This window comes from Achromobacter sp. NCFB-sbj8-Ac1-l (genome assembly GCF_052695805.1).
Map to the genome: position 1 here is coordinate 5,611,725 of NZ_CP199812.1, position 23,422 is coordinate 5,635,146.

Genomic DNA, 23,422 nt, shown 5'->3' on the forward strand with positions numbered 1-23,422 from the left:
GGACGGGGCTCGCCGATCAGGTGCGCGGCAGGGTGACGCCGGTCTGGCCCTGGTACTTGCCGCCACGGTCGCGATACGAGGTCTCGCAGACTTCATCGCTTTCCAGGAACAGCATCTGCGCGCAGCCTTCACCGGCGTAGATCTTGGCGGGCAGCGGCGTGGTGTTGGAGAATTCCAGCGTGACGTGGCCTTCCCATTCGGGTTCCAGCGGGGTCACGTTGACGATGATGCCGCAGCGCGCGTAGGTGCTCTTGCCCAGGCAGATGGTCAGGACGCTGCGCGGAATGCGGAAGTACTCCACCGTGCGGGCCAGCGCGAACGAGTTGGGCGGAATGATGCAGACGTCGCCCTTGAAATCCACGAACGAGCCTTCGTCGAAGTTCTTCGGATCGACGATGGTGGAATTGATGTTGGTGAAGATCTTGAATTCGTCGGCGCAGCGCACGTCGTAGCCGTAGCTGCTGGTGCCGTAGCTGACGATGCGCCCGCCATTGGCCGTGCGGACCTGACCCGCTTCAAAGGGTTCGATCATGCCGGCTTCGGCCTGGCGGCGGATCCAGCGGTCGCTTTTGATGCTCATGGTGGCAGAGTGCTTGGGATGGAACGGGCCTCATTTTATCCCGAGCGCGCCGCCCCGTCCCCCAAAGGGCCGGAGCGGCGCCCCGTCAATCGCCAAAGAAGGTGCGATAGACCAGCGCGATGCCGTTGACCGAGCCGCCCTTCAGGTCCAGCGACAGGCCCCGCGCCAGGCGGTAGCTGGCCCGGCCGACGGTGTCGCTGCCGGCCAGCGCCTGTTCCACGCTGAGGGTGATGCCGTTGGCGAACGACTTGCTTGCCACCAGGAACTGGGTGGCCAGCTGGCTGTCGCTGTCGCGGTTGACGTCGCCGGCCACGGTGCGGTCCGGCAGGATGCTGCCGGAACTGCCCAGGTTGCCGGTACGCACGCTGACGTCATCCAGGCCGAACTGCTTGTAGAACGGCTGGCCGCCGCCCAGCAGCGCCGTGCCTACCGACAGCAGCAGGGCCGCGTCGCTGCCGCTTTCGTCCGGGCCGCGGCCCAGCAGCAGCCACGATAGCTTTTCGACGTCGCTGACGTCCGGGTAGGACACCAGGTCGATGCGCGGACGCTGGGCGGTGCCCACGACCTTCACGCCGGCCTCGACCTGCTCGCCCGTGCGCAGGGCCTCGATATCGAGCAGCGGGTTGTCCAGCCGGCCCTGGAAGGTCAGCGTGCCCCGGCGCAGCCGCAGCTTCTGGCCATAGGCCTCGATGCCGCCGCCGCGGGTGCGCAGCGCCCCCACGCCGGTCAGGCGGCCGTCGTTGAGCAGGATCTGGATCGACCCGAGCAAGCCGGCGTCCAGCCCCATGCCGGTGATGTAGAAGCGCGGCCCCATGTCGAACTTCAGGTTCATGCTGGTCTGCAGGGGCGTGGAGACCGTGCCGGGGTCGTCGCCGACGCGCCGCACCTTGACGTCATCGTCCAGCGAGGGCACGCCCTGCAGGATTTCCAGGCTGAACCAGCCGGCGTCCGCCTTCAGGTCGCCCACGATATCGATGCGCGGCATCTGGGCCGTCAGGTCGACGGTGCCGGACACCATGGCGTAGCGGTCCGAGCGCTGCAACGCCGGGAAGCGGTACAGGGTCAGGCGCACGTTGCCCCCGCCGTCGATCAGGTTCCATTGGCCGCGGGCTTCGGCATAGCCGCCCTTGGCCTCGGGGTCGGTGGTGATCCATTCCTTGGTGCGCCATTCGGCCGGCATGACCCGCAACGAGGCCGGAAAGCGCAGGCTGTCCAGCACCAGCTTGTCCCCATCCAGGCGCGCCGACAAGGTGCCGTCGATGAGACGCACGCCGTCGTCGATCCGCACCACGCGCAGCTTGTCGCCGCGGATCGCGCCCGTGGCGCTCCATTTGCCGGCCAGCGTGCCCTGGGCCTCGAGGTTGGCCTTGACCTGGCCGCCGATTTCCATCGAGTCGCCCACGAAAAGGCCCACCCAGGCCAAGTCGGCGATGTCGGCATCGAGCTTGGCGCGGATGGGTTGACGCGGGTCCAGCGCCATGCCGCCCTTGGCGTCCACCAGCAGCACCGCGGTGCCGTTGCCGGTGATCTTGCCCATCTTGTCGGTGGCCAGATCCAGCTTGGCGTCCAGGCGGCTGGCGTTGGCCGAAGTGGGCGTGGCGGTCAAGTCCAGCACCAGGGCCTTCACGCCCAGCGGGATGGGCGGATCGCCCGGAATCAACAGGTCGCCGTCGCGCCGCGCGATGCGGGCGCGGCCGGCCAGCCGGCCGTCGAATTTCAGGTCCCACAGGATGTCCAGCGCGATACGCCGCTGCCCCTCGGCCACCATCGCATTGACGCGCTTGGGGCCCTTGTTCAACCTGGCCGCCGCCTCGGGGTCGACCGCGGCGATGACCTGGCGGGCCATGGCGGCGGTGATGACGAGGTTGTCGGATTGCCCGGCGGTTTCCCACCGCTTGGCATCGCCCCGCGAGCCCTTGTGGGCAATGATCAGTTTTTCCTTGCCAGGCAGCGTCAGGCCCAGCGCGGTCTGTCCTGCCTGCCACTGCCATTGCGGCGCGACCGCCGAAGGCAGATACGACAGCGTCACGGGGCGTTCGGTCGCGACGGTGAACCCGGCGGTCTCGGCCGTCAGTCGCGAGAACGTGCCGCGCCAGCCGGTCAGGGCCGCGTCGGCATCCCCCGAGGGTCCCTTGCCCCAGCCCCCCGCAAATGTGATGGCCGCCTGGGCCCGCGACTGCCCCAGTACCCCGGGCCGCGGCTTGGGCGGGTTGTAGCCCGCGGTGAATTCGCCCTTGTGTGCGGCCGGCGTGCCGGTCAGCTTGCCCTTCAGGTCAGCCCCGCCCGGCAGGCCAGGCCAGAAGGCGTCCAGCTGGGGCGCCTGGGCGTCCAGCGTCAGGGCGCCGTCGGATTCGCCGACTTCGCCTTGTGCCCGGATGCGGTTGGCGCCGAGTTTCAGGTCGATGTCCAGCCCATGGATGCGCAGGCCGGCGAGCAGGTCGTCGGCGGGCGTGGCGGGTTTATGGGTTGTGGCCGCGGCGGCCGGCGTGGCGGCGGGCGTGGCCGGATTGGCCGACGGTTGCGCCGCGGCGGGCCCGGCAGCGTTTCCTGCCACCGAAGGATTCGCGGCAGGCTGGGCCGGCGGCGCGGCGATGTCCACCTGCGCCTTCACCGTGCCGGTCAACGGCTGCTTGTTCCAGCGTGCGCCGTCTTCGAAACGCAGGTCGATGGCGGCCTGGCGCAGCTGGCTCAGGTTTTCAAGTTCGGCGCTCAGTTGCGCGTTGGCGCTGACCACGGCCGGCGGAATCGCGTCGCCCAGCCAGTGCGACAGGTCCAGGCCCCGCGCGCCCAGCGTACCGGCAATGCGGTCACGGCCGGGGCGGTCGGGCACCGCTTGCAGGTCCAGACGCGCCGACAGGGACGACTTGTCCGGCAGTTGCGCGTCGGCCCTGGCGCTGCGCAGCACCAGGGGCGTGCGCGGCGCCAGGTCGGCCACCACATCCAGCGCCAGGCCGGCGCCAGTGCCATCGAGCTTGGCCTGGATGCTGTCGAGCGAGCCGGCCGCATCGGCGCGCAGCACCACCTGGCAGGCCGGCGCGGGCGGGCCGGCCAATTCGGTGGCAGCCTTGCCCTCGTTCTTGCCCTGGCTGGCGCTGGCGGCCTGAGACTTGGCCCCCGCGGCCCGAGGCTGGGCGGCGCCGGCTTGCGCCTTGGCAGCACCCGACGCAGGCTTGGCGGCGCCTTGCGCCTTGGGTGCGGACTTGGCCGCGTCCGCCTGCGCGTTGGCAGCGGGCGCCTGACCGGCCGGCACGAACTTGCCGCTCAAATGATCGGCCTGGCACAACGGGGAATCCGGGCCCGTGCCCCGCGCCGTCACGTCCAGGCGCGCGGTGAAGGGCCATGGGTCGGACAAGCCCAGCAATTCGGCCTGGCCGCTGACCTGGGCCTGGCCCACCTCGTGCCCCACCCGCAGATTGGCGATGCGCAGCTGCGCGCCCTGGGGTCCGGCGGCGAACGTGGCAGCCAGGTCCGCCAGGGTCACCGGCAGCGGCTGGCCGTCCTGCAGCAACTGGAATTCGCCCAGCGCCAGGCGGTCCACCGCGATGGTCACCGGCAGCGACGGCAGGGTGAACGGTTCATCGGACGACGGTTCGGCGGGCGCGTCGGCGCTGGACGTCAGCGCCACGTCAACGGTACGCGCCGAAATCTCGCGCACGTGCAGCAGCCGGTCGCCCAGCGCGCGCCAATGCACATCCAGGCGCAGGTCGCTGATGCCGATGCGCGTGCCGCCGACATCGAGGTCCAGCCGGCCGACATCCAGCCCGCGCAGGATCGAACCGCGCACGTCCAGCGCCTGGCCATCCAGCTGCTGCGCGGCGGTGGTGAGCAGCAGGCGCGAACCGGTCTGCGAGGCCAGCAGCCAGAACACGAAGCTGCACGCCAGCACGGCCAGCATGACCAGGCCCGGCAGCCACCAGACCAGCACCTGGCGCAGGAACTTGCGCAGCGCCGTCAAAACGCGATCCCCAGCGAGAAGTGCAGGCGCAGGTCGCGCTCGCGCTGGCCGTAGGCTACGTCCAGGAACAGCGGGCCGGCCGGCGTGCGCACCCGGGCGCCCACGCCATAGCCCACCGACATCGACATGTCGCTGAAGGATTGGGCCGCGTCGCCGGCATCGACGAACACGCCCATGCCCCAACGCTCATTGAAATAGTGGTCGTACTCGATGCTGCCCACCACCAGCGATGGCGCGCCTACCGTGGCGTTGTCGCGCTTCAGGCCGATGCTCTGATACTTGTAGCCACGGATCGAGCGCGCGCCGCCCGTGCGAAAACCGAAGTCGTCCGGCACCTGCACATTGCCGTTGGCCCAGACGCGGCCGACTTCGCCGCGGATGGTCAGTACGTCCAGCTTGCCGATGGGCCACCACTTCTGGGCGCGGAAGCGGGCGCGGGTATAGGGTTCGCCGGTGTCGAGCGTGACGCCCACGCCCCCGCCCAGGGCGATCAGGTTGCCTTCACGCGGATCGTATTTGTTGTCGACGTCGCGCCGCAGCCATTCGCCGGTGGCGGTCAGGGTGGGCAAGGTGTATTCGTCGCCGCCGTCGATCTTGACGTGGTCTTGCGCCAGCAGCAGGCCCCAGCGCGTTTCGTAGGTGACGCGGCTGTCGCCGGCGCCTTTGCGTTCCTGGCTGCGGGTGGCGCCCAGCGCGTAGCGGGTCACGTCCAGGCCCTGGATGTCGGAATGCTGCGCCAATACGCCGACGGAATCCTTGTAGCCGCGCTCGGTCGGCGGCAGGTAGATGTCGGTGTAGACGCGCTGTTGCAGCCGGTCGACGCTGAAGCCCGATTCCATCGTGACGGGCTGGCCGAACACCACGTTCTGGCGGTACAGCGATTCGAGCCGCACGCCGGCCTCGTCGTCGACGCCCAGCGACACCGAAAAGCGCTTGGGCGGCGCTTCGACCACCCGCACCTGCACCGGCAACGTCACCTCGCCATCGGAATCGTAGGTGGCGGGCGGCGCAGGCATGGCGCCCGACACCACGGGGTCACCGGCCGGCGCGGACTCCGCCGCATTGGCCGCCCCCGGCGCGCGAGCCCGGTCGGCCGCGGGTTCGGCGGGCTGCTGGGCGCTGCCGGGCTGGCGCAAGGCCACAAAGGCGCCACGAAAAAAAGCCGTGGACTGCAGGTCCTGCTGCCATTCGTCCAGCCGGTTCTGGTCGTAGGCCGCGCCCGGCGAATAGCGCACGTAACGGGTGATGAGCTTGTTCGGCACGCGTTCAAGCCCTTCGGTGCTGAGTTCGCCCATGCGCACCTGCGGGCCGCTGTCGATGGTGACGCGCAGCGCGGCCGATGCGGTGTCGGCCTGCACCTCGGCTTCGGACGCGGTCATGCGCGCCAGCATGAAGTCGCGCACCGACACGTTGTCCAGCAGGGACGATTTGGCCTTGTTCCAATCGCTGTTGATGAACGGCTGGCCGACTTTGAGCAGCCAGTCGTCGCGCAGCTTCTGCACGCGGGCGGCGTATTCCGGGCGGGTGATGCGGCCGGTGAAGGTCAGGTCGACCGACGACACCATCGTGCGCTTGCCGGGAACGATGCCGATGTCCCAGGTTTCGCCGCCGATGTCGGTGCCGGCTTCGAGCGTGACGGTGGGGCTGAAGTAGCCCTGGGTGGCCAGCGCGGCCAACGTGGCGTCGCGCGCGCGGCGGCGCAGGCGGTTGATTTCGCCGCCGTCCTGGTCTTCGGCCAGGCGCGCGATGGCATTCACGGCCTCGGTGATCGACTGCAACGCGGCCGGCGGCACGCCGCCGGGGTCCACGATGATCTCAGGACGCTTGGCCGCGGCCTCGCCCCCCACCATGCAAAGTCCAGCCAGAAAGGCCCGGGCTGCCCACCGCATGCGTCAGGTCGGCTGCTGCACGACGATGGACGGGAACTTCCCCGCCATGTCGCGGGGAAGCGCCGCGACGCCCGCCGCGAGTTTCCGGGCGATGCCGCGGTACAGGGCCGCGGCTTCGCTGCCGGGGTCCGCCACTACCGTGGGCGTGCCCGCGTCGGTCTGCTCGCGGATCGCCAGCGTCAGGGGCAGGCTGCCGAGCCAGGGGATGTCGTACTGTTCGGCCATGCGACGGCCGCCGCCTTCGCCGAAGATGTGTTCGGCGTGGCCGCACTGCGAGCAGATGTGGATCGCCATGTTCTCGACCACGCCCAGGATCGGCACGTCGACCTTCTGGAACATGCGCAGGCCCTTGCGCGCATCGAGCAGCGCCACGTCTTGCGGCGTGGTAACGATGACCGCCCCCACCACAGGCACCTTCTGCGCCAGGGTCAGGGCCACGTCGCCCGTGCCCGGGGGCATGTCGACGATGAGATAGTCCAGGTCGCGCCAGTTGGTCTGGCGCAGCAGTTGCTCGAGCGCCTGGGTGACCATCGGGCCGCGCCAGATGGCGGGCGCGTCGGCGTCGATCAAAAAGCCGATGGAGTTGGCCTGCAGGCCGTGGCCGGTCAGAGGTTCCATGCTCTTGTTGTCCAGGCTTTCCGGACGGCCCGAAATGCCCAGCATGGTCGGCACGCTGGGGCCGTAGATGTCGGCATCGAGCAGGCCGACCTTGGCGCCCTCGGCGGCCAGGGCCAGGGCCAGGTTGACGGCGGTGGTGCTCTTGCCCACGCCGCCCTTGCCGGAGGCCACTGCAATAATGTTGCGCACATTCGGCAGGGGCTTCAAGCCCTTCTGCACGGCATGCGCCGCCACTTTCCAGGTGATCGTCACCTGGGCGCCCGGGGCGCCCGCGGCGGCCAGCGCGGCCACGGCGATGTCGCGCACCTGGTCGCGCACGGCATCGGCGGGATAGCCCAATTCGAGCGTCAGGGCGACCCGGTCGCCCGCCAGTTGAATGTCACGATCTTTTACAGATACCCCCAGGTCCAGGCCGGTATTGGGGTCTTGCGCGGCGCGCAGCGCGGCGCGGATGTGTTCTATCGTTATACTCATATCACTGTGGTTCCGTAGGCAGCGCGGCTTTTGCGGGCCGCCATCCCCTAAAGGATAGCGGAATACGCGGGAACCTTTCGCTGCGTTTTGCATCCCACCTTCATGACCAATACTCTCATCCGCTTCTTCCGTGCCGTTTTGTTCGCCGCCCTGGCCTTGATCGGCATGGCGATGGCGCTGGTCTTCATGTTGTCCACGGCGATCGCCGTGGCGATCCTGTACGTCGTTGCCAAGGTGCGCGGCAAGCCTTTCGGCGTTCGCGCCTATTGGAGCCAGCGCCAGGGCGCCCGCCAGGGTCCGTTCCAGTCCGCCACCGCCCCGTTCGCCACGCAGCCCCGCGGCGACGTGATCGACGTCGAGGCCCGCGAGATCCGCTAAGCGCGGTTTCGCAGGCGCCCCGCCGGCCCGCCCCGCGCACCGGCAGCCGCGCCGCATCCGCCAGCCCGGCGTCGTCCCGGCCCCCGACCGGCACCCTGCCCGTTTTTCGCTGCCCTTTCCCAACCCGCCTGGCGCCTGTCCGCGACCATGCGGGTTGTGTCGTTTCAGGCCCCGGCCCGGGCACATCGCCGCCGTTGCCCTAAAATGGCCGGCCACCCCCTCATTTCCCCTCAACCTCTGTCGACAACCATGTCTCGCACCCTTTTTGTCACCACTGCGCTGCCCTACGCCAACGGATCTTTCCACATCGGCCACATCATGGAGTACATCCAGGCCGATATCTGGGTTCGTTCGATGCGAATGGCGGGCCACACGGTGCACTTCGTGGGTGCGGACGACGCGCACGGCGCGCCGATCATGTTGAAGGCCGAAAAAGAAGGCATCACGCCGCAGGCGCTGGTGGCCCGCTACGCGGCCGAGCGCCCGCAGTACCTGAACGGCTTTCACATCCGCTTCGACCACTGGCACAGCACCGACTCGCCCGAGAACGTGGCGCTGTCGCAGGACATCTATCGCAAGCTCAAGGCCCAGGACCTGATCGAGACGCGCTCCATCGAGCAGTTCTACGACCCCGTCAAGGGCATGTTCCTGGCCGACCGCTACATCAAGGGCGAATGCCCCAAATGCCACGCCAAGGACCAGTACGGCGATTCCTGCGAAGTCTGCGGCGCGGTCTACGCCCCCACCGACCTGATCAACCCGTACTCGGCCCTGACCGGCGCCACCCCGGTGCTCAAGTCGTCCGACCACTTCTTCTTCAAGCTGTCGGACCCGCGCTGCGTGCAATTCCTGCAGCAATGGACCACCGGCAGCAACGTCAACGGCGGCAAGCACCTGCAGCCGGAAATGCTGGCCAAGACCCGCGAATGGCTGGGCGCCGAAGACGGCGAGGCCAAGCTGGGCGACTGGGACATCTCGCGCGATGCCCCCTACTTCGGCATCGAGATCCCTGACGCCCCGGGCAAGTACTTCTACGTCTGGCTGGACGCGCCGGTGGGCTACCTGGCGTCGCTGAAGTCCTACTGCGACGCCCGCGGCCTGGATTTCGACGCCCTGCTGGACCCGGCCGGCACCACCGAACAGGTGCACTTCATCGGCAAGGACATCGTGTACTTCCACGCGCTGTTCTGGCCCGCGATGCTGAAGTTCGCCGGCCGCAAGACGCCGGACGCCATCAATGTGCACGGCTTCATCACCGTCAGCGGCGAAAAGATGTCCAAGAGCCGCGGCACCGGCATTTCGCCGCTGCGCTACCTGGAAATCGGCATGAATGCCGAATGGCTGCGCTACTACATCGCCGCCAAGCTGAACGCCCGGGTCGAAGACATGGACTTCAACCCCGAAGACTTCATCGCCCGCGTCAACAGCGACCTGGTCGGCAAGTACGTCAACATCGCCAGCCGCGCCGCCAGCTTCATCACCAAGCACTTCGACGGCGCCCTGGCCTATTCGGGCGACACCGCCGCGCTAGCGGCCGAATACGCCGAGCAGGCCGAGTCGATCCGCGCCGCCTTCGAGGCCCGCGAGTACAACCGCGCCATCCGCGAGATCATGGCCTACGCCGACCGCATCAACCAGGCGTTCGACACGGCCCAGCCGTGGGTGCTGGCCAAGGGCATCGCCACCGCCGACGATGCCCAGAAAGCCGCCCTGCAGGACATCTGCTCGCGTTCGCTGGCCGGCTTCAAGGCCCTGTCGGTGATGCTCGCCCCGGTGCTGCCGGCGCTGGCCGAGCGCGTGGCGCGCGAGCTGTTCGCGTCCGAGGCCAATTTCACCTGGGCCGATGCCGCCGTGCTGCCGCAGCGCGTGGCGCCGTTCAAGCACCTGATGCAGCGCGTCGAACCGCAGATGCTCGAAGACCTGTTCGAGCCGCCCGCCGCCCCGGTGGTGGTGCCGGGTGGCGAGCCGTTGGCCGAGACCATCTCGATCGACGACTTCGCCCGTGTCGACCTGCGCATCGCGCAGATCGTCAATTGCGAGCACGTCGAAGGCTCGACCAAGCTGCTGCGCCTGACGCTGGACGTGGGCGAAGGCCGCCACCGCAACGTGTTCTCGGGCATCAAGTCGGCCTACAAGCCCGAAGACCTGATCGGCAAGCTGACCGTCATGGTCGCCAACCTGGCCCCGCGCAAGATGAAGTTCGGCGTCTCCGAAGGCATGGTGCTGGCCGCCAGCCACGCCGATGAAGCCGTGGACGCCGGCATCTACGTGCTGGAGCCCTTCCCCGGCGCCAAGCCCGGCATGCGCGTGCGCTGAGCCGGCTAGCGGTTTCGCCCAAAGCAACAAGCCCGCCGATTGGCGGGCTTGTTGCTTTGGGGCACGTGGGTCTCGGTGCCGCCGTCAGTCCTTGCTGGGGGCCAGCGCCGGGTCCAGCGAGATGCGTTCGTCGAACACGAAGCACTTGCCGTCAAAGCCCGGGCCGCCGGTTTCCTCGAAGTACTTGAGAATGCCGCCGTCGAGCTGGTAGACGTTGGGAATGCCAGCCTCGTTCATGTAGATGGCGGCTTTTTCGCAGCGGATGCCGCCGGTGCAGAAGCTGACCACCGTCTTGCCTTCGAGTTCGGCGCGGTGCGTCTGCACGGCGGCGGGAAACTGCGTGAAGCGGTCGATGCGCCAATCGATGGCGTTCTTGAAGGTGCCTTCGTCGACCTCGAACGCGTTGCGGGTGTCCAGCATGACCACGGGGCGGCCGTCGTCGTCGGCGCCCTGCGCCAGCCAGCGGGCCAGGGTGTGCGCATCCACGCCCGGGGCACGGCCGGCCTCGGGCCGGATCGTGGGGTGATCCATGCGGATGATCTCGCGCTTGATCTTGACCAGCAGCTTGCGGAATGGCACCTGCGCGCTATGGCTGAACTTCACTTCCAGGTCGGCAAAGCGCGCGTCGGCCCGCAAGGCCCGCAAGAACGCATCGATGCCTTCAGCCGACCCGGCCAGGAACAGGTTGATGCCCTCTTCGGCCAGCAGCACGGTGCCCTTCAGGGCGGCCTCGCCCGCCTGGGCCAGCAGCCGGGCACGCAGCTCGGGCAGGGCATCCAGCGAGACGAATTTATAAGCGGCAATATTGACGACGGAAGACATGGCAAAGCGGGGCGATTGGGCAAAGAAGGCCGTAATAGTAATCGCTGCCCCGCCCTGCCCGCTTGCCGCAGGTCAAACCGGTACGTCAGCGCCTGACGATTTCCTGTTCGATCACCGCGTCGAGCACCCAGCGCAAGCCGGAGGTATCGGCGGGCGGATTGGGGTCCTTGATTTCGACCACGCGCAGGCGGTAGCGGATGCCGGGCTGGAAGGTGAAGCCGGTGATGTCGCCATACCAGAGCTGCCAGGGCTGCGACGCGCTGTCACGCACCTGGTAGCAGGTGGTGCGGCCGGCGCCGGCATTGCAGGGCACGCGTTCGGCGTTGACGTAGACCAGCTTGGTGGGCCCCACCTGGCCGCCGGCGACGGGATCGATGCGGCGGCCGAAATCCAGCGTGTCGCCGTTGCTGAGCGCCCAGGTCATGCGCTGGGGATTGCTGGTGTTGTCGAACGAGGTGGCCGTGATGCGCGTCAGACCGGCCAGGAATTCCTGTTCGAGCTGCATGTTCACGGGCGCGCAGGCCATCATCGTCGCCACGGGGTTGGACGTGATGATCAGTTGGCCATTGGCCACGGTATAGGGCGCGTTGTACGAATTGCAGCCGGCAAAACCGCTGGCGCGCGTGGCGCCCTGGTCATGGATGAAGCTGATGGTGAGCGGGCGCGAATGGGATGATGGATGCGGAATCTCGCGCAGCGCGCCGCCCGGGCGGGTCCAACGGGCCAGGTCCCAGCTGGTCTGCGCCAGCACATCCGAGGCCGCGGCCGGCTGGAAGCGGGGATCCCGCCCATCCGCGGTGCGCGGCGGCGACGCGCAGGCCGCCAGGCCGAGACTGAGCACGCAGGGCGCGAGCCAGCGCAAGGATGAGGACAAGGACATGGGATTCTCCCGCAAGAAACTAGGGCTGGTTCAGCGCCGGCAACACTCGGCACGGCGCCGCGGCGGCACGGCCGGGCGCCCCGGGCAGCGCCCATTGTAGGCGCGCGCCGGGCCTGCGCCTGCCGGCGCAAAACAGACTGAAACACCTGGCCCGGCGGGCCTCAGGGCGTGGGCGGATCCTCGCGGCGTTCGAACTCCAGCACGTCGCCGCCACGCAGATTGAAGGTCAGGTGGCGCGGGGCGCCGCCGCTGTCCAGCGTGAAGGTATCGATCGCGCCCAGGCTGCGCAGGTAGTCGTTTTCAAGGGCGGCGCGCTCGGCCGGCACGCAGGCCATGCGGGTGGCGGCATTGGCCTGGATGAAGAGCTTGCCGGATTCGAGCTTGTAGCTGCCCATGTAGCGGTTGCAACCCGAAAAGCCGCCCGTGCGGTATTCCTTGCCCTGCGCCAGGAACGTCAGCCGTATCGGTTCACCGTTGTCGCCATGCGGAATGTTGCGCAGCCCGCCGGAGGACTGCGTCCAGCGCACCAGTTCCCAACTGGTCTGGGCCAGCGAATCGGCGCTGGTGGCCGCATTGGCGGCCGCCGCACCCTGGGCGCGTGCGCCCCCCGTGGAACCGGCGCAGCCCGCCAGCGCCACGGCCAGCAACCCCACGCCCAACAGGCGGCAATGCGAAGACAGGAAGGAAGACATGGAACAGCACTCCTGAATGGACATACCCCAACTGTAACCGCCACGCGGTCGGCGCGTCCCGGGCCTCCGCCTGACAGCCGAATCCGAAAGCGGCACGCACCGTCCTCCCTGCGCAGGGGGGGTCTGCATCGTACGCCGCATGGCGGCGGCGTGCCGCCACGCGCAGAATCGGTTGACACCCCGCACGCGTCCGGCTCCCCGCCCGCGGCGGAGCCGCGCAGCACACAACAATGACGACCGGAGACACGGCGATGGGCTTCTTGAGAACCTTGCTGGCGCTGTCCGTTGTACTGGACCACCTGGGTGGCGGCACGACCGACTGGCTGGTGGGCGGCCGGCTGGCGGTGCAGCTCTTCTATGTGATTTCCGGCTTCCTGATTTCCTACGTGCTGACCGCCACGGACCACTACCAGGGGTCGATCGGCCGGTTCTATGCCAACCGGGCGTTGCGCCTGTATCCGGTGTACCTGGCGGTGGCGGCGCTGACCCTGCTGGCGCATGCGGCGGACGGCGGCGCGTTCTGGCGCTTCTACGACGCTCTGCCCTTTGCCGCGGAACTGTTCCTGGGCGTGTCGAACCTGCTGATCCTGGGGCAGGACTGGTTGATGTTCTTCGGCATCGAGCAGGGCGCCCTGGCGTTCACGGGAAGCTTCGCTCACAGCGAGGTCCCGCTCTACCAGGGCCTGCTGGTGCCGCAGGCCTGGACGCTGGGCGTGGAAATGAGCTTCTACCTGATCGCCCCGTTCGTCCTGCATTCGCCGCGTCGCCTGCTGGCGCTGCTGGTCGCATCCCTGGCGTTGCGGGCGGTGCTGGTCGCCACCGGCATCGGTCTGGCCGATCCCTGGACCTACCGCTTTTTCCCGACCGAACTGGCGCTATTCCTGGTGGGGTCGCTGTCGCACCAGGTGCTGCTGCCGCGCTGGCAGGCGTGGACGCGCCGTTTTCCGCGGCTGCCTGAAGCCGGCAGCGCACTGCTGCTGCTTTACGCGCTGGCCCATTTTTCCATCGGCCTGCCGCACACCGTGCGCGACGCGATGGCGGTGGTGCTGTTCGCTGCGCTGCTGCCGCTGGCCTTCCTTTTCCAGTCCCGATATCGGCTGGACAAGGCCATCGGCGAGCTCAGTTACCCGATCTATATCTGCCACGCGCTGGTCATCCTGTTCTTCGGCTGGCTGCTGGAGGGCGCGCAGGCGCGCCAGCCGGTGATGTTCATGGTGCTGGTCGTGGCGGGTTGCATCGGCTTTGCCGCGCTGCTCAATACCCTGGTGGCAGACCCGGTCGAGCGCTTGCGCCGGCGCCTGCGTAACCGGGGAACCGAGGCCGGCGCCACCGCGGCCCCAGGCGAAGGCGAGCAACCCGCCAACGCTCCCCGCCCGTCGGGTCTCGTGCAGCCCGTGCGCAGGCTGGCCGCCACGCCGCGTGGGCGCGGCGTGGGAACTATTCGCCGCGCGCCTTGATGTAGGCCGCCAGCACCTGTTCGATCTGGCGCTTTTCCTGCAGGCTCAAGCGGGCATAGGTGGCGTACGAGACGGTTTCGAACGGCCAGGGAGGCTGCTCGGGGCGTTGGCCCAGGCTGGGCGAAGGCTCGTCATACGCCGGGCTGACCATCGGCCCTTCACCGGTGCTGAGCCACAGGGGATTGACTCGCAGCGCCCGGGTCAGCTTGATGAGCGCGTCGCTGGAAGGCTGCAGGCGCTGGCCGCTTTCGTAGTTGCCGATGGCGCTTTGCGACAGGTTGCTCGCGACTGCCAAGTCCTTTTGTGTCCATCCCTGAAGCATTCTTGCGTTGCGCAGACGATGGCTAAACGTGTCCAATCGATCAACCTGAGACATTAATATGAATTTATTTATTTGATTAAAACATCTCAATACTGCCGCCAAACAAACGGATTGCACACCAATTCCGGGGCTAATCCGTAAATCGCGGCATTCTCCCCCAGCCATCAGCCCGGCGCGGCGCCGGGCGCGCCGGCAAGGCCACAACCCGTAAAAAAAACCATTGCTATCATCGGCTTGCACGCAACCCTGCGGGCCACGCAGCCCGGCGCGCCCGATCGCCCGCTGGACCGGCCAAGCCATTAAAGCCCGCCCGAGTTTATGTCGCTTCGGAATGAAAAATAAAAAATAATGTATCGGTAATACTTAATATCCTGTGGCCGCAAGCCCGCAAACGAACAGCGTTTCAAGCGCTTCCCTGAGATTTGCCCCCGCCCCTGTGTTACTACCAGAAACTACAGAAACGTATCTTCACAAAAAAACACGCCCGTGTTTAAATGAAACACGGGCGTGACTTCCATGCGGAATCGGATCATCGGCGGCCCAAGCGCGACACGCTTGCAGCCAAATGCCGCCCCAGACCCCGACCGCGGCATTCATCCGCCGCGGCCCAGACGCTGATCGACCGGCCATTGCCTGGCCTGACGACACTGAAAGCCCTAGCCCGCCACCAACAACATCGCCAGATGCCGCCACATCATGGCGCGCCGCAAAGGGAGAGGGGCATGACACGCAACGATCACGCTGTCGTCGGCAAAGGCGGGCATTCATGACCAACACGCTGGATGTCATCTTTCTCGGCCAGGACGATGCCCGGCACGCCCGCCTGGTCGAGGCCCTGTCCCACCTGGGCTTCGGCGTGCGGCGCTGCCACGACCTGGCCGACGTGTACGACCGTTACTCGCGCCGCCCCAGCCCGCTCATCATCCTGGAAGCCCCCCTGCCCGATATCCATAATGCGGCGGTGCGCCTGCGGGCCATCGACCGCAGCCTGGGCATTGTCGCCATCGCCCCATTCGGGGCCGAGGAAAACCGCATCCGCACGCTGCTTTGCGGCGCCGACGCCTGCCTGCCGCCGGACGTCACCGGACTGGAACTGGCGGCGGTGCTGCAAGCGCTGGTGCGGCGCGCGGTCGGGCTGGACGGATCAGAGGCCGCGGCCGAACCGTCGCTGCCCGAGGACAGGCCGCATGGCACCTGGCGGTTGGCCAACAAGGGGTGGACGCTGATCAGCCCGGCGGGCCGCAAGCTGGGGCTGACCACGGGCGAGCGCGATTTCCTGACCAAGCTGGTGCAGGCGCCCGACCGCAAGGTCAGTCGCGATGCCTTCTACCCGGATGGCGCCGAGGATGCGGATGGAGCCATTACCCGGCGCCGCTTCGTGGACGTGATGATCAGCCGCTTGCGGCGCAAGGCGACGGTCAACGAGATGACGCTGCCGATCCGCGCCGTGCACGGCTGGGGCTATATGTTCGCGGCGGACATCACGTTGGAACTGGACAATCGGGAGGGGGGAGAGGAAGGTCGTCCGGACGGGCCGGAGCACTGGCGACGCCACGCGCTGGATGCCAACGTGCCGACTTACTGATACGCTTGCGACCTGGCGACTGGCGCCAGGCGAAAAAAACGCGGCGCTGCCCCGAAGGTAAGACGCCGCGCTAAAACAACACGTGAGCCTGGAGTCATCAGCCGGCACTGATGCCTTCTACCTAGATCACGCGATTCCAACATTCGTGCCTCATACTACTCACGCACGGACTGGCCGTGAGCCCGAACGGGGTCTCTAGTCCCCACCCAAGCTGCAGCGTGATCAACGCCCGGGTGATTTCGCCTGCCCTTGCAGCTGGCAGGCTTGTCGCCCGTATCAGCGGTGTTCCTCTCGGATAGCCGCGTGATGAAAGAAGTTTAGGACGTCGGGCGCAATTCAAGTAATTCTTTGTTGATAGCCTTCTATACATATTGGATATAGGAAGCCTGCCGCCCTGCCCTATAGAATGAGCCGCAAAGGACGCCCCTGCCATGCCCCATTCCCTGTCCGGCCTTGCGCGCCGATTGCGCTTGGCGCTGACCCGCATTCCCCCCAATTGGTGCCTTGCCATTCTCGTGGCGCTGGACGGCTATGCCTTCATGCATCCCGTGCTGCGCGAGGTGCGGGCGCGCGAGTATTCATTCTGGCTGGCGCTGGATAACTGGCATGACGTGATGCAGGTGGTGGGCCTGCTCGAAATTCCCCGCCTGGTGCTGGGCGTGGGCCTGCAGATCATCGCGCTGGGCCTCATCCTGAAGGCCCGCATCGCGTGGGCCTTTTCGTTGGTGCTGCTGATCGGGGTGGGCACCTTCGCCATCCTGGGCGACAGCGGTCGGGCCGGGCTGGGCGTCTATACCTTGGTATTGGTGATTGCGCTGATCGCCTACTGGCGGCGCTTTGACCGCGCCAGCGTCACGGCGGGCTCGCTGTTCGCGCTGGTCAGCATGGCATCGCTGCTGATCTACGCGATCTTCGGCACGCTGTACCTGGGCGAGGAATTCAATCCGCCCATCAAGGATGCGGCAACGGCGCTGTACTTTTCCATCGTGTCGATGTCCACGGTGGGCTACGGCGACATCACGCCGCACAGCAATGCGGCCAGGCTGTTCACCGCGTCGATTATCATTCTTGGCATCACCGTCTTTGCCACTTCCATCAGTGCGATCGCCGGCCCGGTGATCGGCGGCAACCTGAAACGGCTGGTCAAAGGCCGGTTTTCCAGCGCCATGAGAAAAAACCACATCATCATCGCCGGCGCCACGCCCCTGGCCATGAGCGTCTACGAAGGCCTGCGGCGCCGCGGCGACGAGGTCACCGTCATCGTGCCGCCTGGCGTGCCGCAGGAATACCCGGCCGCCACCGACCTGATCGAAGGCGACCCGTCCAGCGTGCAAGTGCTGCGCAGCGCGGGCGTGACCCGCGCGCGCTACGTGCTGGCGCTGCGCGACGACGACGCCGAGAACGCCTTCATCGTGCTGGCCGCCAAAGAGGCCGTGGGCGAGCAAGGCGCCAAGACGGTCGCCCTGGTCAACACCAGCAAGCACCTGGAAAAGATCCGCCGCGTACAGCCCGACCTGGTGTTCTCGGTGCAGTTGCTGGGCGCCGAACTGCTGGCGCGCGCCATCAACGGCGAGCCGATGGACAGCCAGTCCATCACGGATCTGTTCTTTGCCAAGGCGGCGCCGCAAGCCAAGGCGAGCTGAGCCCGCCGCCGCGCGCGGCCCGTGCCGCCTGGCCGCAAGCGCGGGCCTGCGCACGGCGCCCCCTCCTAGCCACAGCGATACACGTTGCCTGATAGCGTGACGTTGGTCTGCTCCAGGTGGTCCTTGCCGCCTGTCTGCCCCGCACGCTGCGTCAGCAGGTAGACCACGTTGCCGCCCAGCGCGGCAGCCTTGTTCTTCAGGTCGTTGCGCGCCCCGGTTTCCAGATCCGCATTCGAGGTGATCGCGCCCGCCAGGAAGTTGCCCTGGTTGCCGGTCACGTCGCCCAGGAAGACGCAGTCCTTGCCGGGTTCGTTGTGCGTGATGCGCACGTTGGAGGCGGCGCCGGGCGACAGCGCCGTGGGTGCGCAGGCGGCCAGCGCGCAGGCCGAGGTCAACAGGGAAGCGACACGCAGTGCATCGCGGGAAATCGCAGACAGGTAGTGCATGGCAAGCATCCATCAAAGGGACGTGGGAACCCGGCACGCGGGCGAACCCCGCGCGACAGGCGGTTGAAAAGTAAGATCAAGGGGCGGCCGCCGGGCGAGCGCGGGGCGGCCCTGGACGGATCAGGCCATGGCCACCGGCGCCTGCCGCGAGGGCGGCGCCACGCGGCGAACAGCGCCCGTCGCGGCGCCTAGTCGACGCCGGTGTCGTCGCCGGCCGCGGGCGGGCCGGGTTGGTATTCGAGCAGGTCGCCGGGCTGGCATTGCAGCACCTCGCAAATGCGCTCGAGCGTGTCAAAGCGCATGCCCTTGACCTTGCCCGATTTGAGCAGCGACAGGTTCGGCTCGGTAATGCCGATTTCCTGGGCCAATTGGCGCGCCTTCATCTTGCGCTGCGCCAGCATCACATCCAGCCGGACCACGATCGCCATCAGATGAATCCCCGGTTTTCTTCCGCGACCTGGGCCGCTTCTTCCATGGCCCAGGCCAGCGTGAACAACAGGCCGCCAAGCAGGCCGAGCAGGATGTCGCTGATATCGATGCCGATCATCAGCTGGCGCTCGCCCGGCCCGTTGGCCAGCGTCAGCGCCAGCATCAATACGGTTTTCAAGGCCGGCACCGCGACGCTGAACACCGTGACCAGCAAGGCAATGCCGCGCAGGCGCCGGGCCGTGGCCACGGTCAGCACCTCGCCGCGGCTGAAGTCGGAAAACATCGCATGGGCATGCGCGATGGCGCGCAATGCCAGGGCCGCCAATACGCCGAACAAGGCAAAGCCCAGCACCCGGTACGCAGGCCCCAGGTTCAGGTGCGGCAAGGTGACGGGCGTGGCGGCATCCGCATAGGCCGGCGCCGTGACACCGAGAAAGGAATACAGGCCGCGGGCCAGCACGGCCTCGGATGTGAAGAACCACATGCCGATCAGTGCGGCGATGAGGATCACCGCCGCGACGACCAGCAGGCCACGCATCCAGCGCGACAGCCCACGAATGCGGGCCAGGCGCCGCGCGCCGCTGGCGGGTGGCGAGGTCTGCGGGGCGGATGAAAAGGTCGGCGCGGCTGCCATGGCGGTCTCCGGATGACATTGCTGGGGTGATGAAGTTGCTGTAGTGTAGCAACAAATTATCGTTTTACAATAATTTTTTATCCCATAAAGGAAAGTCATGCGGGCCACCCTGGCAGTCGCGTCGCTGCTCGCCGTGCTGCTGTACTTCGTGCTGTCAGTCCCCTGCGGCGACACGGCCGACCCGGGCGCACGGCTCTGCCGCGGCCCGGTCTTCGCGCAAGCTGGGCGCGGCGGCGTCCTGTGGTCGCTGGGTAACCGCTTTTCGTTATTGAACCTGCCGCTGCGCGCGCTATGAGACCGCGGGCACCGGCGGCTGCGCCGCCTTCTCGGCATACCACCGCACGAAGTCGGCCGACGGCATGGGCCGGGCAAACAGATAGCCCTGGATGAACGCCACGCCGCGCTGCGTCAGGTAGTTGAACTGCTCGGGGGTTTCGACGCCTTCGGCCACGACCGCCAGGCCCAGGCGATGCGACAGCGTGATGATCACGTCCAGCACCGGTGCCTCTTCCCCGGTGGGCTGGATGGCATGCACAAAGCCCTTGTCGATCTTCAGGTAATCGACCGGGAATTTCTGCAGGTACGACAGCGAGCAATGGCCCGTGCCGAAATCGTCGATGGCCACGAACACGCCTTCGGCGCGCAGCGCGTCGATGTTGCGGCGGGCCTGGCCGTTGTCGGCGATCAGGCTGCGCTCGGTGATTTCCAGCACCATCAGCGACGGCCGGATGCCGGCGCGAAAGGCCTGCACGTCGGCCAACAGCGTGGGGCTGGACAGATGCTCGGGCGCGAAATTGACCGCGATATGGAATTCGGGCGGCGTGGCCCAATCGCGCATGTCGCGCTGGATCAGCGCGAGCAGATGCTGGGTGAGCGGCACGATCATGTCCTCGACCTCGGCCGCCGCGATGAAGATGTCCGGACGCACGGGGCCCACGCCGGGGCGGTTCCAGCGCATCAGGGCCTCGACCCCTTCGCAGCGGCCGGTGGCCTTGCCGTAGACCGGCTGGTATTCGACGTGGAATTCGTCGGCCGCCATGGCGCGGCGCAGCTGTTCCTTGAACGACTGCCGGTTCACCTGCAGGCGGTAGGCGCCGAAGGCCAGCAGCGCGCCGAACAACAAGGCGATCGGCAGGTAGGTCACCAGCAGTTGCTGCCAGGCCCGCACCACGGCTTCGGGCGGGGCCAGCACGCGCACGGCCAGGTCAGCCCGGCCGTCGACGTTGGCGGCTTGCTCGAACAGCAGTTCGGGCGCCACCGAGGCCCGCCCCCAGGAATCGCTGCGGATAGGCGCGCCCTGGCCCAGCGTGACTTCCAGCTGGTATTCGCCCAGCGAGGCGACGGAATTGAGGATGTCCTGCACGTAACGCCCGTCGATGGCGACCACCCCGCCGCGGCCATCGGCGGCCGGCATGCCCAGCAGCAGCGCCGGCCGCTCAGGCGCCAGGGGCGTACCCGCCACGCTGAAGAACCACTGCGCCGGCGGCACATCCACGGGCCACTTGCGGAACTGGCCCGTGACGAAATCGACCTCGCCCACGGCCGACGAACAATAGATGTGGTCGCGCTCGACCAGGATCAGCGCGCGGAAGTACGGATTGAGCGTGCCCCAGCGGTACAGGTCGGGCAGCGCCTCTTCGCAGGAGCCGGACGTCAATGCCGCCACGCGCGGCAGGATGTCCACGGCGCGGGCCACGATCTGCTCGGTCTGGACCCGCACGATGCGCGCGGCGGTGGCGGCTTCGGCGCGTTCGGTGGACTGGGCATGCAGCCAGGTCCAGGCAACGCAACCGAGCACCGGCAGGACCAGGGCCAACGCCACCGGGAAGTAACGCCAGGACGGCACGCGGACGGTCATTCCGGAAGTAGGCAAATCGTCCTCGCGGATCGAGTCGTGGAAGTAGCGCAAGAATACAGGGCAGCGAGCCGCCCCGGCTACAGCAGGGCGCAGATCATGGCGACGTGCGCCTCGCGCCGCTCCGGCAGGTTGATGCGTTCGTCCGGACCCAGCAGGATCGCCATGAAGATGGCGTGGACCACGGGCGACAGCAGCAGCCACGGATGCCGCAGCGCCACCCCGTCGCCACACAGGCCGCGTTCGCGGGCCAGCCGCAGCAACTGGGCGATGTCGGCCTGGTGCGCATCCGCGGTGTCCTGGCGCCAGCGGCGCGCCAGGTGCGGCACGCGCCCACTTTCGGCCAGCAGCAGGCGCATGGTGGCGACCATGGCCGGATTGGCCAGGCTGGCGTACAGGTGGTTGACGAGGCGTTCGGCCAGATGCCGGGGCGTGGACGCCCCCGCCACCAGGGCCTGGGCGTCCAGCCGCGGCGGGCACAGATGACGCGCAAGCAGCGCTTCGAAGACCTGCTCCTTGCTGGAGAAATGCGCGTAAAGACCGCCCTTGGACAGCCCGGCCCGCAGGGCGATGTCGTCCATCCGGGTGCCGGCATAACCGGCGATCGAGAATTCCTGCAACGCGGCGTCGAGAATCTGCCCGACGCGCACGGTGGGGGGGAGACGCTGACGTTGCGTGCCCATCATCACTGCTCCCTGTGCGAGTCGGCGCGGCATCAAGGCCCCGCCAACAGTCCCATTAAAAACCGACCAGTCAGTCGTTAACTTGATTTCGATCAAGGAGGGGGCACGACGGCTGGCGCACAATCAATCCAGGACGTTTGACACCGGTGCGCCCGGTGCCGGGCCACAAGCCCCGCACCACGACGCGCCGGCCCCCCCCCCAGCGCGATGACCGCGCTGCCCTGCACGCCATGGAGCCAGCATGTCGGACACGACCCCGCCAGCACGCAAGGACATTGCGATGACCGCAGGCCGGTTCGACGACACCGCCTGGGGACAGTGGCCCTATTCGTGGTGGCGCCGGACCTTTGAGCAGGCCCAGGGTGGCTGGAACACGTATGTCCGCGCGCTGCCCCTGGCCAATGCGCACCAGCGCGCGCTGGCCGCCTTCGCGGCACTCCAGTGGCTGGAAGTGCTGGCGCCCGATAACCACCCGTATACCCATCCCCAGGTGCTGCGCCAGACCTTGCAGGAAGGCGGCGCCAACCTGTTGCGCGGCGCGCAGGCGGCCTGGGAAGACGGCCTGCGCCAGTGGGGCGGCCTGCCGCCGGCGGGCGCGGAGCATTTCCGGCCCGGCCACGACGTGGCGGTGACGCCCGGCAAGGTCGTGCTGCGCAACCGCCTGATCGAGCTGATCCAGTACTGCCCCGGCACCGAGCGTGTCCGGCCCGAGCCCATCTTCATCGTGCCGGCCTGGATCATGAAGTACTACATCCTGGATCTCTCGCCGCACAACTCCCTGATCCGCTATCTGGTCGGGCAGGGATACACGGTGTTCTGCGTGTCGTGGAAAAACCCCGGCACCGCCGAGCGCGACTTGAGCATGGACGATTACCTGAACCTGGGGGTGCGCGAACCGCTGGCCGCGGTCAACGCGATCACGCCCGGTGCCTCGGTACATGCGGCGGGCTACTGCCTGGGCGGCACACTGCTGGCCATCGCCGCGGCCGCCATGGCGCGGGACGGCGATACCCGCCTGGCCAGCCTGAGCCTCCTGGCCGCGCAGACGGATTTCTCCGAACCGGGCGAGCTGGGCCTGTTCATCGATGAATTCCAGGTGGCGCTGCTGCAAGCCGAGATGCAGGCGCTGGGCTATTTTCCGGCGCAGCAGATGAGCGGCGCGTTCCAGCTGCTGCGCTCGCAGCAGCTGGTGTGGGGCCGCATGATCAATGACTATTGGCTGGGCCAGCGCCAGCCCATGACCGACCTGCAGGCCTGGAACGCCGACGCCACCCGCATGCCGGCGCGGATGCATGGCGAGTATCTGCGCCGCCTGTACCTGGACAACGACCTGGCTGCGGGCCGCTACGCCGTCGACGGCCAGCCGGTGAGCCTGGCCGACCTGCGCACGCCGCTGTTCTGCGTCGGCACCGAAACCGACAACGTGGCGCCCTGGCGCTCGGTCTACAAACTGCACGGCCTGGCGCCGGCGCCGCTGACCTTCGTGCTGACCCGGGGCGGCCACAACGCCGGCATCGTCAGCGAACCCGGCCATCCGCGGCGTCATTTCCGCAGCCTGACACGGCCCGCCGGCCAACCGGCGCTGGCCCCCGATGCCTGGCTGGCGGCCGCCACGACGCACGCAGGTTCCTGGTGGCCCCACTGGCGGGCGTGGCTGGATGCCCGGTCGGGCAAGACCGCCAAGCCACCTGCGCTGGGCGCTGCCCGTCAAGGCTACCCGGTGCTGGACGATGCGCCCGGCACCTACGTGATGGAGACCTGAGC

20 protein-coding genes are annotated in these 23,422 nt (G+C 67.7%); 7 read left to right on the forward strand and 13 right to left on the reverse strand.

Annotated elements, in window-relative coordinates:
* Window positions 1-16: 16 nt before the first annotated feature.
* From dcd to apbC, 4 genes are all read right to left on the reverse strand, one after another.
* On the reverse strand, window positions 17-580 hold the full coding sequence (gene dcd / locus ACUDP5_RS25750) for a dCTP deaminase (protein WP_025139383.1): 564 nt from the start codon (window positions 578-580) through the stop codon (window positions 17-19).
* A gap of 85 nt (window positions 581-665) precedes the next feature.
* Window positions 666-4,535, reverse strand: coding sequence for a translocation/assembly module TamB domain-containing protein (locus ACUDP5_RS25755; RefSeq protein ID WP_445657543.1), 3,870 nt, complete (start codon window positions 4,533-4,535; stop codon window positions 666-668).
* Window positions 4,532-6,424 (reverse strand): autotransporter assembly complex protein TamA, encoded by a 1,893-nt coding sequence (locus ACUDP5_RS25760; RefSeq protein WP_263909558.1) that lies wholly within the window; start codon window positions 6,422-6,424, stop codon window positions 4,532-4,534. The genes ACUDP5_RS25755 and ACUDP5_RS25760 overlap by 4 nt, the downstream gene beginning before the upstream one ends.
* Window positions 6,425-6,427: 3 nt before the next feature.
* Window positions 6,428-7,516: an iron-sulfur cluster carrier protein ApbC gene (apbC, locus tag ACUDP5_RS25765; RefSeq protein ID WP_445657544.1), complete on the reverse strand. Its 1,089-nt coding sequence runs from the start codon at window positions 7,514-7,516 to the stop codon at window positions 6,428-6,430.
* Window positions 7,517-7,618: 102 nt separating this feature from the next.
* On the opposite strand from apbC, the gene ACUDP5_RS25770 reads away from it, so the two are divergent.
* Window positions 7,619-7,894 carry a hypothetical protein gene (locus ACUDP5_RS25770; protein WP_263909554.1) on the forward strand — a complete coding sequence of 92 codons (276 nt, stop codon included), beginning with the start codon at window positions 7,619-7,621 and terminating at the stop codon, window positions 7,892-7,894.
* Window positions 7,895-8,143: 249 nt separating this feature from the next.
* Entirely contained in the window at window positions 8,144-10,210 is a 2,067-nt protein-coding gene (gene metG / locus ACUDP5_RS25775) for a methionine--tRNA ligase (protein ID WP_445657545.1), read from the forward strand.
* An 84-nt stretch (window positions 10,211-10,294) separates the two neighbouring features.
* On the opposite strand, the gene ACUDP5_RS25780 is transcribed toward metG, so the two are convergent.
* From ACUDP5_RS25780 to ACUDP5_RS25790, 3 genes are all read right to left on the reverse strand, one after another.
* Window positions 10,295-11,032, reverse strand: coding sequence for a sulfurtransferase (locus tag ACUDP5_RS25780; protein WP_445657546.1), 738 nt, complete (start codon window positions 11,030-11,032; stop codon window positions 10,295-10,297).
* 85 nt (window positions 11,033-11,117) lie between these two features.
* Entirely contained in the window at window positions 11,118-11,912 is a 795-nt protein-coding gene (locus ACUDP5_RS25785) for a DUF4377 domain-containing protein (protein ID WP_445657547.1), read from the reverse strand.
* Between the two features lie 161 nt (window positions 11,913-12,073).
* Window positions 12,074-12,604 carry an META domain-containing protein gene (locus ACUDP5_RS25790; protein ID WP_263909546.1) on the reverse strand — a complete coding sequence of 177 codons (531 nt, stop codon included), beginning with the start codon at window positions 12,602-12,604 and terminating at the stop codon, window positions 12,074-12,076.
* Window positions 12,605-12,834: 230 nt separating this feature from the next.
* Between ACUDP5_RS25790 and ACUDP5_RS25795 the strand changes: the two genes are divergently transcribed.
* Window positions 12,835-14,061 carry an acyltransferase family protein gene (locus ACUDP5_RS25795; RefSeq protein ID WP_445657548.1) on the forward strand — a complete coding sequence of 409 codons (1,227 nt, stop codon included), beginning with the start codon at window positions 12,835-12,837 and terminating at the stop codon, window positions 14,059-14,061.
* Here the strand turns inward: ACUDP5_RS25795 and ACUDP5_RS25800 are convergent.
* A complete protein-coding gene (locus ACUDP5_RS25800; protein WP_445657549.1) occupies window positions 14,042-14,383 on the reverse strand; it encodes a helix-turn-helix domain-containing protein in 342 nt (113 codons plus the stop codon). The two genes, ACUDP5_RS25795 and ACUDP5_RS25800, sit on opposite strands and share 20 nt — an antisense overlap.
* 766 nt (window positions 14,384-15,149) lie before the next feature.
* On the opposite strand from ACUDP5_RS25800, the gene ACUDP5_RS25805 reads away from it, so the two are divergent.
* Together ACUDP5_RS25805 and kch are read left to right on the forward strand one after the other, a co-directional pair.
* A complete protein-coding gene (locus ACUDP5_RS25805; RefSeq protein WP_263909541.1) occupies window positions 15,150-15,968 on the forward strand; it encodes a winged helix-turn-helix domain-containing protein in 819 nt (272 codons plus the stop codon).
* 431 nt (window positions 15,969-16,399) lie between these two features.
* Window positions 16,400-17,611: a voltage-gated potassium channel protein gene (gene kch / locus ACUDP5_RS25810; protein ID WP_445657550.1), complete on the forward strand. Its 1,212-nt coding sequence runs from the start codon at window positions 16,400-16,402 to the stop codon at window positions 17,609-17,611.
* A gap of 65 nt (window positions 17,612-17,676) precedes the next feature.
* Here the strand turns inward: kch and ACUDP5_RS25815 are convergent, their stop codons facing one another.
* The 3 genes from ACUDP5_RS25815 to ACUDP5_RS25825 form a co-directional block, all read right to left on the reverse strand.
* Window positions 17,677-18,057, reverse strand: coding sequence for a DUF4156 domain-containing protein (locus ACUDP5_RS25815; RefSeq protein ID WP_263909538.1), 381 nt, complete (start codon window positions 18,055-18,057; stop codon window positions 17,677-17,679).
* A gap of 188 nt (window positions 18,058-18,245) precedes the next feature.
* Window positions 18,246-18,485 carry a helix-turn-helix domain-containing protein gene (locus ACUDP5_RS25820; protein ID WP_263909535.1) on the reverse strand — a complete coding sequence of 80 codons (240 nt, stop codon included), beginning with the start codon at window positions 18,483-18,485 and terminating at the stop codon, window positions 18,246-18,248.
* Window positions 18,485-19,120 carry a hypothetical protein gene (locus ACUDP5_RS25825; RefSeq protein WP_445657551.1) on the reverse strand — a complete coding sequence of 212 codons (636 nt, stop codon included), beginning with the start codon at window positions 19,118-19,120 and terminating at the stop codon, window positions 18,485-18,487. The genes ACUDP5_RS25820 and ACUDP5_RS25825 overlap by 1 nt, the downstream gene beginning before the upstream one ends.
* Before the next feature lie 97 nt (window positions 19,121-19,217).
* Here ACUDP5_RS25825 and ACUDP5_RS25830 point away from each other — a divergent pair, with 97 nt between their 5' ends.
* Window positions 19,218-19,415, forward strand: coding sequence for a hypothetical protein (locus tag ACUDP5_RS25830; protein ID WP_263909531.1), 198 nt, complete (start codon window positions 19,218-19,220; stop codon window positions 19,413-19,415).
* On the opposite strand, the gene ACUDP5_RS25835 is transcribed toward ACUDP5_RS25830, so the two are convergent.
* Together ACUDP5_RS25835 and ACUDP5_RS25840 are read right to left on the reverse strand one after the other, a co-directional pair.
* A complete protein-coding gene (locus ACUDP5_RS25835) occupies window positions 19,410-20,978 on the reverse strand; it encodes an EAL domain-containing protein (RefSeq protein ID WP_445657552.1) in 1,569 nt (522 codons plus the stop codon). The two genes, ACUDP5_RS25830 and ACUDP5_RS25835, sit on opposite strands and share 6 nt — an antisense overlap.
* A gap of 77 nt (window positions 20,979-21,055) precedes the next feature.
* The gene (locus ACUDP5_RS25840; RefSeq protein WP_263909526.1) at window positions 21,056-21,658 is read right to left on the reverse strand and encodes a TetR/AcrR family transcriptional regulator; all 603 of its coding nucleotides are present in this window, start codon (window positions 21,656-21,658) and stop codon (window positions 21,056-21,058) included.
* 241 nt (window positions 21,659-21,899) lie between these two features.
* Here ACUDP5_RS25840 and ACUDP5_RS25845 point away from each other — a divergent pair, with 241 nt between their 5' ends.
* On the forward strand, window positions 21,900-23,420 hold the full coding sequence (locus ACUDP5_RS25845; protein WP_445657553.1) for a PHA/PHB synthase family protein: 1,521 nt from the start codon (window positions 21,900-21,902) through the stop codon (window positions 23,418-23,420).
* Window positions 23,421-23,422: the final 2 nt, after the last annotated feature.

Excerpts from the sequence above, each read along its gene's own strand:
- dcd (WP_025139383.1), bottom strand. The coding sequence starts at position 580 with ATGAGCATCAAAAGCGACCGCTGGATCCGCCGCCAGGCCGAAGCCGGC.
- ACUDP5_RS25760 (WP_263909558.1), bottom strand. The coding sequence starts at position 6,424 with ATGCGGTGGGCAGCCCGGGCCTTTCTGGCTGGACTTTGCATGGTGGGG.
- apbC (WP_445657544.1), bottom strand. The coding sequence starts at position 7,516 with ATGAGTATAACGATAGAACACATCCGCGCCGCGCTGCGCGCCGCGCAA.
- ACUDP5_RS25770 (WP_263909554.1), top strand. The coding sequence starts at position 7,619 with ATGACCAATACTCTCATCCGCTTCTTCCGTGCCGTTTTGTTCGCCGCC.
- metG (WP_445657545.1), top strand. The coding sequence starts at position 8,144 with ATGTCTCGCACCCTTTTTGTCACCACTGCGCTGCCCTACGCCAACGGA.
- ACUDP5_RS25780 (WP_445657546.1), bottom strand. The coding sequence starts at position 11,032 with ATGTCTTCCGTCGTCAATATTGCCGCTTATAAATTCGTCTCGCTGGAT.
- ACUDP5_RS25785 (WP_445657547.1), bottom strand. The coding sequence starts at position 11,912 with ATGTCCTTGTCCTCATCCTTGCGCTGGCTCGCGCCCTGCGTGCTCAGT.
- ACUDP5_RS25790 (WP_263909546.1), bottom strand. The coding sequence starts at position 12,604 with ATGTCTTCCTTCCTGTCTTCGCATTGCCGCCTGTTGGGCGTGGGGTTG.
- ACUDP5_RS25795 (WP_445657548.1), top strand. The coding sequence starts at position 12,835 with ATGACGACCGGAGACACGGCGATGGGCTTCTTGAGAACCTTGCTGGCG.
- ACUDP5_RS25800 (WP_445657549.1), bottom strand. The coding sequence starts at position 14,383 with ATGCTTCAGGGATGGACACAAAAGGACTTGGCAGTCGCGAGCAACCTG.
- ACUDP5_RS25805 (WP_263909541.1), top strand. The coding sequence starts at position 15,150 with ATGACCAACACGCTGGATGTCATCTTTCTCGGCCAGGACGATGCCCGG.
- kch (WP_445657550.1), top strand. The coding sequence starts at position 16,400 with ATGCCCCATTCCCTGTCCGGCCTTGCGCGCCGATTGCGCTTGGCGCTG.
- ACUDP5_RS25815 (WP_263909538.1), bottom strand. The coding sequence starts at position 18,057 with ATGCACTACCTGTCTGCGATTTCCCGCGATGCACTGCGTGTCGCTTCC.
- ACUDP5_RS25820 (WP_263909535.1), bottom strand. The coding sequence starts at position 18,485 with ATGGCGATCGTGGTCCGGCTGGATGTGATGCTGGCGCAGCGCAAGATG.
- ACUDP5_RS25825 (WP_445657551.1), bottom strand. The coding sequence starts at position 19,120 with ATGGCAGCCGCGCCGACCTTTTCATCCGCCCCGCAGACCTCGCCACCC.
- ACUDP5_RS25830 (WP_263909531.1), top strand. The coding sequence starts at position 19,218 with ATGCGGGCCACCCTGGCAGTCGCGTCGCTGCTCGCCGTGCTGCTGTAC.
- ACUDP5_RS25835 (WP_445657552.1), bottom strand. The coding sequence starts at position 20,978 with ATGACCGTCCGCGTGCCGTCCTGGCGTTACTTCCCGGTGGCGTTGGCC.
- ACUDP5_RS25840 (WP_263909526.1), bottom strand. The coding sequence starts at position 21,658 with ATGGGCACGCAACGTCAGCGTCTCCCCCCCACCGTGCGCGTCGGGCAG.
- ACUDP5_RS25845 (WP_445657553.1), top strand. The coding sequence starts at position 21,900 with ATGTCGGACACGACCCCGCCAGCACGCAAGGACATTGCGATGACCGCA.